The sequence below is a fragment of the Henriciella barbarensis genome (genome assembly GCF_003576345.1).
GTDB classification, from domain to species: Bacteria; Pseudomonadota; Alphaproteobacteria; order Caulobacterales; family Hyphomonadaceae; genus Henriciella; species Henriciella barbarensis.
In genome coordinates this window covers 1,094,750-1,107,393 of sequence record NZ_QWGB01000005.1, presented here as the reverse complement: position 1 = coordinate 1,107,393, position 12,644 = coordinate 1,094,750, and the positions used below count along the sequence as shown (strand labels likewise).

Annotated in this window: 14 protein-coding genes; 10 read left to right on the top strand and 4 right to left on the bottom strand. The window is 60.2% G+C overall.

The window, feature by feature from the left end; translation table 11 throughout:
* Genes D1224_RS08425 through D1224_RS08415 form a run of 3 tightly spaced genes read left to right on the top strand, consistent with a single transcriptional unit; the run spans window position 1 to window position 2,980 of the window.
* Window positions 1-582 carry a shikimate kinase gene (locus D1224_RS08425; protein WP_119379442.1) on the top strand — a complete coding sequence of 194 codons (582 nt, stop codon included), beginning with the start codon at window positions 1-3 and terminating at the stop codon, window positions 580-582.
* Window positions 572-1,705, top strand: coding sequence for a 3-dehydroquinate synthase (gene aroB, locus D1224_RS08420; protein WP_407647456.1), 1,134 nt, complete (start codon window positions 572-574; stop codon window positions 1,703-1,705). The genes D1224_RS08425 and aroB overlap by 11 nt, the downstream gene beginning before the upstream one ends.
* Before the next feature lie 3 nt (window positions 1,706-1,708).
* Window positions 1,709-2,980: an HlyC/CorC family transporter gene (locus tag D1224_RS08415; protein WP_119379440.1), complete on the top strand. Its 1,272-nt coding sequence runs from the start codon at window positions 1,709-1,711 to the stop codon at window positions 2,978-2,980.
* A gap of 30 nt (window positions 2,981-3,010) precedes the next feature.
* Here the strand turns inward: D1224_RS08415 and D1224_RS08410 are convergent, their stop codons facing one another.
* The gene (locus D1224_RS08410) at window positions 3,011-3,796 is read right to left on the bottom strand and encodes a 3-hydroxybutyrate dehydrogenase (RefSeq protein WP_119379439.1); all 786 of its coding nucleotides are present in this window, start codon (window positions 3,794-3,796) and stop codon (window positions 3,011-3,013) included.
* A gap of 75 nt (window positions 3,797-3,871) precedes the next feature.
* On the opposite strand from D1224_RS08410, the gene D1224_RS08405 reads away from it, so the two are divergent.
* From D1224_RS08405 to D1224_RS08380, 6 genes are all read left to right on the top strand, one after another.
* Window positions 3,872-4,306, top strand: a complete 435-nt coding sequence (locus D1224_RS08405) for a DUF350 domain-containing protein (protein ID WP_119379438.1) — start codon at window positions 3,872-3,874, stop codon at window positions 4,304-4,306.
* A 66-nt stretch (window positions 4,307-4,372) separates the two neighbouring features.
* Window positions 4,373-5,161, top strand: coding sequence for a S1 family peptidase (locus D1224_RS08400; RefSeq protein WP_233350459.1), 789 nt, complete (start codon window positions 4,373-4,375; stop codon window positions 5,159-5,161).
* Window positions 5,158-6,036 carry an orotidine-5'-phosphate decarboxylase gene (gene pyrF, locus D1224_RS08395; protein ID WP_119379436.1) on the top strand — a complete coding sequence of 293 codons (879 nt, stop codon included), beginning with the start codon at window positions 5,158-5,160 and terminating at the stop codon, window positions 6,034-6,036. The genes D1224_RS08400 and pyrF overlap by 4 nt, the downstream gene beginning before the upstream one ends.
* A gap of 119 nt (window positions 6,037-6,155) precedes the next feature.
* A complete protein-coding gene (locus D1224_RS08390; RefSeq protein WP_119379435.1) occupies window positions 6,156-8,432 on the top strand; it encodes a PQQ-dependent dehydrogenase, methanol/ethanol family in 2,277 nt (758 codons plus the stop codon).
* Between the two features lie 75 nt (window positions 8,433-8,507).
* Entirely contained in the window at window positions 8,508-9,038 is a 531-nt protein-coding gene (locus D1224_RS08385; RefSeq protein WP_119379434.1) for a TerB family tellurite resistance protein, read from the top strand.
* 43 nt (window positions 9,039-9,081) lie between these two features.
* Window positions 9,082-9,897, top strand: a complete 816-nt coding sequence (locus D1224_RS08380) for a sulfotransferase family protein (RefSeq protein ID WP_119379433.1) — start codon at window positions 9,082-9,084, stop codon at window positions 9,895-9,897.
* Here the strand turns inward: D1224_RS08380 and D1224_RS08375 are convergent.
* Genes D1224_RS08375 through D1224_RS08365 form a run of 3 tightly spaced genes read right to left on the bottom strand, consistent with a single transcriptional unit; the run spans window position 9,875 to window position 11,852 of the window.
* Entirely contained in the window at window positions 9,875-10,552 is a 678-nt protein-coding gene (locus D1224_RS08375) for a glutathione S-transferase (RefSeq protein WP_119379432.1), read from the bottom strand. The two genes, D1224_RS08380 and D1224_RS08375, sit on opposite strands and share 23 nt — an antisense overlap.
* 12 nt (window positions 10,553-10,564) lie before the next feature.
* Complete coding sequence (locus tag D1224_RS08370; protein ID WP_119379431.1) at window positions 10,565-10,861, bottom strand: YciI family protein; 297 nt, start codon at window positions 10,859-10,861, stop codon at window positions 10,565-10,567.
* A 1-nt stretch (window position 10,862) separates the two neighbouring features.
* Window positions 10,863-11,852 (bottom strand): NAD(P)H-dependent glycerol-3-phosphate dehydrogenase, encoded by a 990-nt coding sequence (locus D1224_RS08365; RefSeq protein ID WP_119379430.1) that lies wholly within the window; start codon window positions 11,850-11,852, stop codon window positions 10,863-10,865.
* Between the two features lie 72 nt (window positions 11,853-11,924).
* On the opposite strand from D1224_RS08365, the gene D1224_RS08360 reads away from it, so the two are divergent.
* Entirely contained in the window at window positions 11,925-12,539 is a 615-nt protein-coding gene (locus D1224_RS08360; RefSeq protein WP_119379429.1) for a TetR/AcrR family transcriptional regulator, read from the top strand.
* Window positions 12,540-12,644: the final 105 nt, after the last annotated feature.

The following is a 12,644-nucleotide window of genomic DNA, read 5'->3' as shown; positions in this document are numbered from 1 at the left end:
ATGACCACAAAGAGTAGCTACACCGCAGATCCGGCACGAATAGGGCAAGCCATCTCTAAACGCACAGTCGCGCTTGTCGGACTGATGGGCGCTGGCAAATCGACCGTGGGGCGTCGGCTGGCAGATACGCTGGGGCGCCAGTTTTACGATAGCGACAATGAGATTGAAAAGGCAGCCAGCCTCTCGATCTCCGATATCTTCGCCCTGCATGGCGAAGAAGAATTCAGGCGCGGCGAGCGCCGCGTCCTTGAGCGGCTGCTCAACGAAGCACCTCACGTCCTCGCGACGGGGGGCGGCGCCTACCTCAACCCGGACACGCGTGACCTGCTACGCGAGAAAGCCATCACAATCTGGCTCAATGCCGACCTGGAGACCCTCTGGCGACGCGTCTCTCGACGCAGCCACCGCCCGCTCCTGAAGGCCGACAATCCGAAGGGCGTCCTCAGTCGACTTCTCGATGAGCGCACCCCCATCTATGAGAAGGCCGATCTGGTCGTGACGAGTGAGGAGGGCCCTCACCGCGCAACTGTGAACGCAATTCTGAAAGCCCTCGATGAGTGGAGCCAGACACATAATGACTGATACCACCGCCGCCCTTCACTCGGTGCGCGTTGAGCTGGACGCCCGCAGCTATGACATCCGCATCGGTGCCAGCCTCATCCAGGGCGCCGGGACAGCGCTTGCGCCCCTCACAAGTCAGCCGCGCGTATTCGTCCTGACCGATGGCACAGTTGGCGGCCTCTATGCTGGTGACCTTGAAAAGAGCCTCAGTGCCGCCGGCCTTGAAATGCGCCTCAAGGCTGTCTCTCCAGGCGAAGGCGCCAAAAGCTGGGCCATCCTCGGAGAGGTTCTCGACTGGCTGCTCTCCGAAGGGGCTGGTCGCGATGATGTCCTCGTCGCGCTTGGCGGAGGGATCGTGGGTGACCTGACCGGCCTTGCCGCTTCGCTGATGAAACGCGGCATGACTTTCGTTCAAATGCCGACCACGCTTCTGGCACAAGTGGATAGTTCTGTAGGCGGCAAAACGGCGGTGAATGCCACGCAGGGCAAGAATCTTGTCGGCGCGTTCTATCAACCTGCTCTGGTGCTCGCCGACACGGGACTTCTGGCCACCCTACCGGCGCGAGAACGTCTCGCCGGCTATGCCGAGATCGTAAAGTACGCCCTGATTGACGATCCCGCTTTTTTCGACTGGCTCGAAAAGCATGGCCTCGACGTTGTCGCGCTCAAACAGGACGCGCTGGCTGAAGCGGTCGCCATATCCTGCCGCGCCAAGGCCCGCATTGTTTCGCAGGACGAGCGTGAATCTGGCGTCCGCGCACTGCTCAATCTTGGCCACACATTCGGTCACGCGCTCGAGGCTGTGAACGGATTTCAGTCTTCGCTGCTTCATGGCGAAGCTGTCGCTGCCGGCATGACACTTGCCCTTCGCTATTCCGCGCGCCTCGGGCTGATGGATATCACTGATGCTGGTCGCGCCGAAGCCCTTCTTGAAAAAGCGGGCCTTGTAACACAGCTAAATCGCGTGCCGGGGGGACCATACACATCCAGCGCGCTCGTCGAAGCGATGAAGCAGGACAAGAAGGGCCGCGCCGGAAAGATTCCGCTCATTCTCGCGCGCGGTCTTGGCAAGGCTTTCATCCTGCCGGACGCCGATCTCGCCGATGTCGCCGAATTTTTAGAAGGGGAGCTCCATCGGAGCTAAGCCATGATTATTGGAACATTTATCGCCATCCTCTGCCTGCTCGGGATGTCGGCTTTCTTTTCAGGCTCCGAGACAGCGCTCACCGCCGCCTCTCGCACCCGGATGCATCAGCTGGAGCGCGATGGCGACAAACGCGCGACCAAGGTTACGACGCTGATTTCAGATCGGGAAAAACTGATCGGGGCGATCCTGCTCGGAAACAATCTCGTTAATATTCTCGCATCGGCCCTCGCGACCACGCTCTTTGCGTCGCTCATGCCAGGCGCGGCAGGTGTGGCGACCGCCACCGCCGTCATGACCATTCTGGTTCTGATTTTCGCGGAAGTCCTGCCAAAAACCTACGCAATCACTCGCGCAGACCGTATGGCGATGTCGGTCGCCAAGCCGATTTCGTGGCTTGTCGCCGGCGCAGCCTGGATCGTCACGATCATTCAGGGCATCGTAAACTTCACCCTTCGCATGATCGGGGCAAGCGCTCCTGATGCCGACTTCACAGCTGAAGAAGAAATTCGGGGCGCGATCGACTATCACCATTTCGAGGGCGGTGTGGACGAAGCTGACCGCCATCGTCTTGTTGGCGCACTCGATCTCAAGGACATGACCGTCGAGGAGGTCATGATCCACCGCAAGAACATTACCATGCTGGACGCCACCCTGCCATCAGGTGAAATTATCCGTCAGGCGCTGAAAAGCCCGCATACGCGCATTCCACTTTACCAAGCTGATGACGACGAGATCATCGGCATCCTGCACGTGAAGGATCTTCTGCGTGCCGTTGTCCAGCACAAGGGCAATATTGATGGGCTCGACCTGACCGAGCTGCTGCGCGAACCGTGGTTCGTCCCGGAAACGACACCGCTGCAGGACCAACTCGACCTCTTCCTGAAACAACGCAATCACTTCGCTCTCGTCATCGACGAATACGGCGAATTGCAGGGTCTCTTGACGCTTGAGGATATCCTCGAAGAGATCGTCGGCGATATTCGCGACGAACATGACGTGCCTGTTCAGGGTGTTCGTCCGCAGTCAGACGGCTCTGTCATGACCGAAGGTTGGGTCACTATCCGGGACCTCAATAGGGCAACGGGCTGGCAGCTTCCGGACGAGGAAGCCGTCACGGTCGCAGGCCTCGTCATTCACGAAGCTCAGACGATCCCGGAACCGGGTCAGCGTTTCGCCTTTCACGGTCACCGCTTTGACATCATCCGCAAGACCCGCAACCAGATCACAGGTCTGCGGGTCGCCCCCATGCCCGACGAGCCAGAGGACGACTAAAACGCTCAGTAGCGCGGTCGCGAATGTCGCCTATTGAGCGACCCATCCGCCATCCATCTGCATGAGCGCGCCGTTGATCTGGTTTGCGGCAGGGCTTGTAAGAAACACCGCCATTGCACCAACCTGCTCGGCCGTCACGAACTCCTTGGTCGGCTGAGCCGCCAGCAGGACGTTCTGCTTGACCTCTTCCTCACTGATGCCGCGCGCCTTGGCGGTATCAGTGATTTGAGCATCGACCAGAGGCGTGTGGACATAGCCGGGACAGATCGCATTGCAACGAACGCCTTGCTGGGCACCTTCCAGTGCGACGACCTTGGTCAAACCGGCAATTCCATGCTTGGCCGCGACATAGGCTGACTTGTAGGGCGAAGCGACCAGCGCATGGGCACTTGCCGTATTGATGATACGCCCCCAACCCTTCTCCTTCATCTGTCCCATAACGAGACGCGTCGTGTGGAACGCCGCACTCAAATTGAGTGCGATGATGAGATTCCACTTGTCGACCGGAAACTCGTCGACCGGCGCGACGTGCTGAACGCCCGCATTGTTGACGAGAATATCGACACCGCCGAAGTCGCGCTGTGCGTATTCGATCAGTCCTTCAATTGCAGCAGGATCCGTCAGGTCTGCACCTGAAAACCCAACGTCCACACCGAACTCGGACCTGAACTCCGCGACGAGCTTCTCATCCTCGCCGGGCCTGATCAGGCCGTTCAGCACAACATTCGCGCCTTCCTTGGCCAGGGCTCTGGCAACCGCCTTGCCGATACCGCTGGTTGAACCGGTGATGAGGGCCGTTTTCCCGCTGTGCAACATTGGCATCCGTCCTGCTTGAGTGGTTGGTCCGGCTTGTTTAGGACAGACCCTTAAAACAGCATAGTAGAGGTTTCCATGGGCGCGGTTTTTCAGTCTTTTCAGGAAGGCTTCCCGACATTCCTGATGTGGACCGGCACCGCCGGTCTCATGCTGATTGTCGCCGTGGCGATCTACATTCTCCTGACGCCATGGAAAGAGCTTGCGCTCGTGCGCGGCGGAAACGGAACGGCCGGCCTGGCGCTCTCCGGCGCAATTGTCGGTCTCGCAATTCCTCTCGCCTCGTGTCTGGCCTCGAGCGTTTCGCTGCCAGACCTGATCCTCTGGGGCATGGTCTCCCTGATCCTCCAGCTTCTGGCCTACCGTTTCACCGATCTTCTGCTGCGGGACCTGCCCCGGCGCATCCAGGAAGACGAAGCCGGCGCGGCAATTGTTCTCATCGGAACGAAGCTCGCCAGCGCCATGTTACTGGCAGCCGGTCTATGGGATCCGGCCCTTCAGCGCCTCGGATAAAGGGAGCGAGCTATACTACGCCATCTTCCAGACTGGGTTTTCTACCTGCTCGCGCTCGCCGCGCTGGTGATTGGCGTCTTCTCCCTGTCACCGGATCAGGACGCGCCGCCCGCAACCCCTGATTCCGTTGAACGCGAAGGTGCAACCCTACCGCCGCCATCAGCCTTTGACGAAGCCGTCCTTGTGCGCGTCGAGGCTCCGCGCGACGGCATCGGCACAGCCTTCTCTATCAATACCGACGGTTACTGGCTGACCGCGCGCCACGTTGTCGATGGTTGCGACGATGTCTGGTTGCTGGTTGCGCCGAACCGGTATCTGCCCGTGCGCGACTTTTCCGTGTCCGACACAAACGACCTTGCGCTGCTCTACGCCCCGCCAAGCCTTGCCCCCGTTGCCCTCGACATTTCCAACGACCTGCGCGTTGGTAGCTATGGTTATCATGTCGGCTATCCGCAGGGACGCCCCGGAGAGGCAGCGAGCCGGCTCATTTCTCGGTCGCGCCTGATCACGCGCGGGCGCCGGAGCGGCGAAGAATCCGTACTGGCCTGGGCGGAAACCGGCCGCACGTCTGACCTTGAAGGCACGCTCGGCGGCCTGAGCGGCGGCCCCGTCTACGACGCCGAAGGCAAGGTGCGCGGTGTGATCATCGCTGAAAGCCCGCGCCGTGGCCGTCTGTACAGCGCCTCACCTGAAACCATTCGAACCTTCCTTGCCGAGCAGGATGTCATTCCGCTCGGCGAACGCCCGACACCGTTTGAACCTGGCACCTATGGCGGCGCTGCAGACCGCGTGCGCCAGAGCCTTCAAGTCGTGAAGGTGGCCTGCAAGGTCGGCGAACCGGAAGCAGACTCATGAATTTCGCTGATCGGCTTGTCGCAGCAGCAGATGAATACGGCCCGCTCTGCGTCGGCCTCGATCCACATGCTGGGCGCATCCCGGACCTGTTCGGCGGTGACACTCCAGACGGTGTCGAAGCCTGGGGTCTTGCTATGGTGGAGGTCGCCAAGGGTCGCACGGGCGTCATCAAGCCCCAGTCGGCCTTTTACGAACGCCACGGCTGGCAGGGCATGCGCGCGCTGACCCGCATACTCGAAGCTGCGCGCGACGCAGGTCTGACTGTTCTGATGGATGCAAAGCGAGGCGACATCGGCTCTACCGCAGCAGGCTATGCAGCGGCCTTCCTTGCGAAAGATGCGCCGTTTCCCAGCGATGCGCTTACAGTGAACCCCTATATGGGTCTCGACACGCTTGAGCCTCACGTGAAAGCGGCTGCAGAGAACGGGAAAGGCGTCATCGTTCTGGCCCGTACTTCCAATCCGGGTTCAGCGGACTTCCAGTCGAAATCGCTAGAAGGCGCCCCCTTGTTCGAACGCATCGTCGAAGCGCTTGCCCCGATGATCGAGCGCCTCAAGGGCGACAGCGGCTGGTCGGGCCTGATGCTGGTCACGGGCGCCACCGGCCCGCAGGAAGCCCGCCGCCTCAGAGAGCTCGCACCGGACGCTCTTTTCCTCGTCCCTGGCTATGGCGCTCAGGGCGCCGGCGCGGCTGATGCGATGAGCGGCTTCGTACGGCAGGGCGACCGTCTCTGCGGCGGTGTAGTCAGCGCCTCGCGCTCGGTCAGTTTCCCCCCGGAGGCTCAGTCAGCCTCGACCCTCGGCGAATGGCGCACTGCAATCGCAGGGGCCATCAATGCCGCGCAGGCCGACCTGATGACCGCTGCAAAACGCTGAGTTTGCCGGCCTGCCCTGACGTTGCGTCCGGCTCGACAAGACCCTCGAAAACCGTAGCATGAAGCGCGTATCGGCCATGAATATGATAAGGTCGGTCTAGAGGAAACACTGGAGGGATCATGAAACCTGTGCGCCTTGCTGCGACGGCTGCGCTGTCTGCATTCTGGCTGACGGCATGTGGGAACCCGTCTGAGGACGCGGCCAATGTCGAAGCCCCAAACCCGCCTGAAGCCGATAGCGATGAATCGCTGAGAGGCGCTGCAGCTGTAGATGAGGCGCGCCTCTCGAATGCCGCTTCAACACCCGCCGAATGGCTGACCTATAATGGCACCTATGAAGAGCAGCGCCACTCGGCCCTGACCGGCATCTCTGCTGAGAACATCTCGGAGCTTGCGCCGGCCTGGACCTATGAGCTCAACACTGGCCGCGGCATTGAATCGACGCCGATCGTCGTTGACGGCGTGATGTATCTCACCTCCTCATGGTCCGTGGTCTACGCGCTTGATCCCGTCACCGGTGAAGAGCTTTGGGTCCACGATCCCGAAGTTGACCGCGCCATTGGCGTGAAGGCCTGCTGTGACGTCGTGAACCGCGGCGTCGCTGTCTATGACGGCAAGGTCTATGTCGGTGTGATCGACGGACGCCTCCAGGCCCTCGATGCGGAGACCGGCGAAGTCGAATGGAGCATCGTCACAGTCGACCAGTCCAAGCCCTACACGATCACGGGCGCCCCGCGGATCGTCAAAGGCAATGTCCTTATCGGTAATGGCGGCGCTGAACTTGGTGTACGCGGCTACCTTTCGGCTTATGACGCCGAGACGGGCGACCTCGACTGGCGCTTCTACACGGTCCCGAACCCGAACAAGGAACCAGACGGCGCAGCCTCCGACGCGATCTTCGCAGAACTCGCCAATGACACATGGGGCGATGATGGCGCATGGGTCAGTGATGGCGGCGGCGGCACGGTCTGGGACGCGATCGTCTATGACGAAGTGAACGACCAGATCATCTTCGGTGTCGGCAACGGTTCTCCGTGGAATGCCGATCTGCGAGACCCCAATAGCGACGGCGACAATCTGTTTGTCTCCTCCATTGTCGCGGTCGATGCCACGACAGGCGAGTACAAGTGGCACTATCAGACCACGCCGCGCGACAATTGGGACTATACCGCGACCCAGCACATCATGCTGGCAGACCTTCCGCTTGGTGACAATGGCGAAACCCGCCGCGTTGCCATGCAGGCCCCGAAGAACGGCTTCTTCTATGTCGTCGACGCGGCCACTGGTGAGCTGATCTCCGGTGAGCCATACGCGGCCATTAACTGGGCCGAAGGTCTGGATGAAGACGGCCGTCCGATCGAGAATCCGGAAGCGCGTAATAACGACCCGGAGACCTATGCTGGTTTCGTCCAGGTCCCTGCCCCTTACGGCGCCCATAACTGGCACCCGATGGCGATGAACCCGGATCTTGGCCTCGTTTACATCCCCGCGATGGAGCTTGGCCAAGCCTACATTACGGATCCTCGCTTCAAGTCGAAACCTTCCAAGTGGAATACCGGCATGGATTTCTCCGCCGGCATGCCGCTTCGCTATCCGGAAGGCACGGTCCAGGCCCTTCGTGCGGCGGCAAAAGGCACGCTCGTGGCCTGGGATCCGGTTGCACAGGAAGCCCGCTGGACGGTCGAGCACGAAGCCGGCTGGAATGGCGGCATCCTCTCCACCGCAAGCGGTATCGTCTTCCAGGGCAAGCTCGACGGCAGCTTCATCGCTTATGATGCAGCCACTGGTGAGGAACTCTGGACTGAGCAACTTCACTCGGGTGCCCTCTCTGGCCCAATGACCTACGAAGTGGATGGAGAGCAATACGTGACCATCACGACAGGCTGGGGCCATGCCTATGGGTTGGCCGCGGGCATGCTGTTCAAGGACGCGGTCCCGCCAGCGCTTGGCAAGGTCATTACCTTCAAGCTTGGCGGTGAAGCGGAAATTCCGCCGCTGGATACTGACCTCATCGTTGAGCCGGAACCGAAGACTGAGCCATTTGGCGATGAAGAGATGCTTCAGGCAGGTCTCGTTCACTACTCGCGCAATTGCGGTGTTTGCCACGGCCTCCTCGGCATCAGCTCGGGCGTACTACCGGACCTTCGCTGGTCGACCTACACAGCCAGCGCCGATGCCTGGAACAATGTCGTCATGAACGGCGCCCTTGCCAGCAATGGCATGGTGTCCTTCAGCGATGTCCTGACCCCTGAAGATTCCGAAGCGATCCGCGCCTATGTCGTTACCCAGGCGCATATGAACCGCGAAGAAGTCAGCGGTCAGAATATTCAGGAAGAGGCTGTCGGCCCGGGCATGGACCCTGACGCAGAGCCTGAGCTGGAAGCTGACGAACAGTAAGCCGCAGCGCTTTCAGCTTTCGCTGCAAAGCAGGAAATCCTAAACTCCCCGGCAGGCCAGCCGGGGAGTTTTTTAATGCACATTCTGCTGGCGATATTCGGCGTCGTGACAGCGCTAGCGCTCTGGTATCATCGCATCCGGATGATCTCGAGCGCAGCGCGTGGCTCCTATCGCGCCGCCCGCGGCATCGCCGGACGGACGCGCAAGGGCACACCACCGACGCCAGACGGAACCCCGTTGGGCTCGGTGACCGACCCACGTCAGGCGGCCGTTATCATGATGATGCAGGTCGCTGGTTCCCACGGCGCGCTCTCGGACCGTCAGGATACAGCGATCCGGGACGAGATAAAGGCACACTTCGGCTACTCGGAAATGGATGCCGAAGACCTGATCGCGAAGGCCGGATGGGCCGTTCGCAATGCTCCGCCCCCGCAGAGGGTGATGGCGCGAATGAGCGACGTTGTCATCCATGCACCTGGCATGGGTCCAAAGGAATTCGATGATCTCTGCGCCATGCTCGAAAATGTGGCCGTCGCGGATGGCCGGGCAAATACGAACCACCGCGACCTCATCCAGATCTGGCGCCGAAAGGCCGGCCTGAACTGAACCGCTTGGCAGGAGCGGGCGCGGCGCTGTACAAGCTTTGCCTATGAGCGACGCCTACGAAAAACGTGTCCGCAAGGACAATTGGGGAAATTTCTCCGTCCTGCGCCACCGCGCCTTCGATGGCGTACTGGTCACGTCAAAGAATTCCGGCACCCACTGGGTAAAATACATGTTCTCGGTGGCGCTCGCGGACACCTATAGCGTGCCGCGCCCGGAATACTTCTCCGAAAATGCCGTGCGCCCCTATATCGGCTGGCCCAAGGACAAGCCGACCTTTCCAGAGCTTCCGCGCCTCGCTTTCAGCCACACTATTCCGCACAAGCTGGCCGACTGGACCTGGGCACGCGGCGTCGCTGGCCTGCCGCCTTACGTCCTTTTCGTGCGCCACCCGATGTCCATCCTCGCCAGCCACCATGCCAAATGGAACCATGAGCTTGAAGTCGACTGGCTGGACTACCTTCGCGGGGACCCGTCGGGGTCCATCTATCGCTGTGACCTCTACTGGCTTGCCCGATTCTGGAATCGCTGGGGCGACATCCTCGAAAAGGCAGGCGACCGCATCTACCGCGTTCATTATGAGGACACGCGAGCAAATCCGCGCGCCATTCTCGGTGGCATGGCCGCTCATTGGCAGATCAGCCTGACCTCGAAGGCGCTGGACGGCGCGCTCAAGGCGGGAACCAAGGAAGCCATGGCGAAAAAGGTGGATCCGGAAGCAGAAGCCAACGTGCTTCAGTTCCGCAGGACACCGCTCGCAGAACAATTCTCAGGCGAAGCGCTGGAAATCTACCGCAATCGCGTGAAAGAGCTCTTCCGCCACAATCTCGGCTATGACCTCATGAATCCTCCGAAGGCCTGAAGCCCGCGCTGCGTCCGTTCTTGTCATACTTGATCCACCAGGGTTCCGCAGTCGCCTGCCCCGCCAGCTCAACCATCAGCGGATGGGACATTACGGCCACCATATAGGCCTGCGACGTCGTTGAACGCGGCAGATCATAGGTCAGGAAGCGCGTGACGACGGGTGCATACACTGCATCGGCCGCGCTCCATTCACCAAATAGATACGGCCCGCCGGAGGCCTCCAAGGCGCTGCTCCAGATCTCATCAACGCGCAGGACGTCATTGGCGAGAGCCTCTGACATCTCTGGGCGAACATGTCGTGAGCGGATATCCATCGGACATTCGCGGCGAAGCGTCGGGAAGCCTGAATGCATCTCGGCTGAAATAGCACGCGCCTTCGCCCGGGCTTTCGGTTCAACGGGCCAGACCCCTGCTTCAGGGTACCGGTCGTTCAGCCATTCTATGATGGCAAGCGAATCCCAGATGGATTCATCGTCCCAGATGAGAAGCGGTACTTTCCGCGTCGGGCTAATCTCGGCCAGACGCGCCGTCGTATCGGGAAAGTCCAGCGGGACGATCTCTTCCTCAACCTCAAGCCCCAGATACCGAACCATCAGGAGCGCCCTGATCGACCAGCTCGAATAGTTCAGGTTCCCACTGACGAACTTTCGCATGTCAGCTCGCCCTTATTCCGGCTTTCCGCCACCGATCAGCCATTTGAACGGCCGGATCTCAACCGTCTCGAACAGGCCGGCCTTCGCATAGGGGTCGTCAGCCGCCCACGCTTTCACGTCGGCAAGCGTGGGAAACTCCACCACAAAGGTCGAGCCTGCAAACGTCTCGCCATCATCGGCAAAAACGGGCCCTGCCATCAAAATCCTGTCCGCATGCGCTTTCGCCCAGTCCAGGTGGGCCGGCCTGTTTTCCATGCGCAGGGAGAGCGCACCGGACTTGTCGCGGGCATTGATCAGGAATTGCGCCATGTCAGAAACCTTCGTGCTTGAATGGACGATTGAGGAGCGCGGTCATTGCCTCGTCGACATTTTTCTGACCGGCGAGAATTTCATGGACAGCCTGACAGATAGGCATGGCCACACCCTCCCGGGCTGCCAGCTCTGTCAATGCCGGAGCGGTGGCAACGCCCTCTGTCACCGAGTTGCGTTCTGCAAGAACGTCTTTCGCCAGACGGCCCTGACCGAGCGCCATTCCGAAGCTCATATTCCGCGATTGCGGGGACGAGCATGTAAGGACCAGGTCTCCAAGACCACAAAGGCCGGCCAGGGTCTGTTGCTGTGCGCCCATCGCAACCGCCAGCCGTGTCATCTCTGCGAAGCCGCGGGAGATAAGTGCTGCGTGGGCTGATTTACCAAGCTCCAGCCCCTCGACAATACCGCAAGCAATGGCGAGTACATTTTTCACCGCCCCGCCAATCTCGGCGCCAATCAGGTCATTCGACCAGTAGGGGCGAAAAGCGCTGCGCCCTATAGCCTGCATGAGCGTCTGCCCCAGTTTCTCATCAGCACAAGCCAGTGTCACCGCAGTCGGCAGGCCTCGCGCAACATCCGCGGCGAAGCTCGGACCCGACAAGACCGCTGGCGTCGCTTTCGGCATGGTCTCATGCACGACGTCCGTCATGAGGCTCAGCGTCTTCTTTTCGATGCCCTTCGAACAGAGAAGCACGGGTACGCCCGGTGAGAGGTGCTCAGCCAGCTCATTGAAGCATGCTCGCGCATGCTGCGCTGGAACGACGGAGAGGATCGCCTCGCAGTCCGCCAGAATGGACATGTCGCTTGACGCCTGGACCCTGGGCAGTTCAATGCCTGGAAGGTAAACGGGGTTGCCTTTCCCCGCGCTCAGCGCTTCGGCAACCTCCGCTTCAAGTGCCCAGACGCGGACGTTTCTTCCAGCTTTCACGGCTGTGGCCGCGAGTGCCGTACCCCAGGCGCCAGCGCCTAGAACTCCGATGGTCTGCATGTCAGGCCTCCTGCGCCAACAGGCCGCTGAAGAATTTATTGATCATTCAATCTATTTCCGTATCTTCAGCCCATGAGCGATAAATCCAAGACCCGTGAGCAGATCCTCGATGCGGCCATGAACCGTATCAAACACTACGGCTATGGCAAAACGACCATGTCCGAAATTGCGCGCGATTGCGATATGTCTGCGGGTAATATCTATCGTTTCTTTGCGTCCAAGCTGGATATCGCCGAGGCGATGGCCCGCAAATTCAATTCCGATCTCTACCAGACTTACTCCGAAATCTCTCGCAGCGATGCGCGTCCCGCCCAGCGCCTGCGCCAGGTTTTTCATTACGGCTTGAGCCAGACGTTCGATGCTATTGAGCGGGAAGCCAAGATTCTAGAGGTTGCCGAAGTGCTTGGTGAAGAGCGCCCGCTCTTCATGAATGAAGGGCTCGCCCAGGAGCGAATTTATCTCTGCACTATTCTGGAAGACGGTATTGAGCGCGGCGACTTCGCGCCAATCGCCGACTGCAACTACACCGCCGAAATGATCCAGTCAGCGCTGATGAAGTACCGGTTTCCGCAGCTTTTTTCGCGTCTCACCCTTCCGAAGCTTCGCCGCGAGCTGAATGGCGTCCTCGACATCATCATTGCGGGCCTTGCCAAAGGCATCGAAAAGACGCCGGAGACTGAATACTAAATATTTTTGAAATCATTCATTGATCACAAGACTGACCGGTGCTATATCCTATGCACCGGAGCAGACAGGCTCGCCTGCCCGGCTCTTTCGAGAAGGACAGAAAAC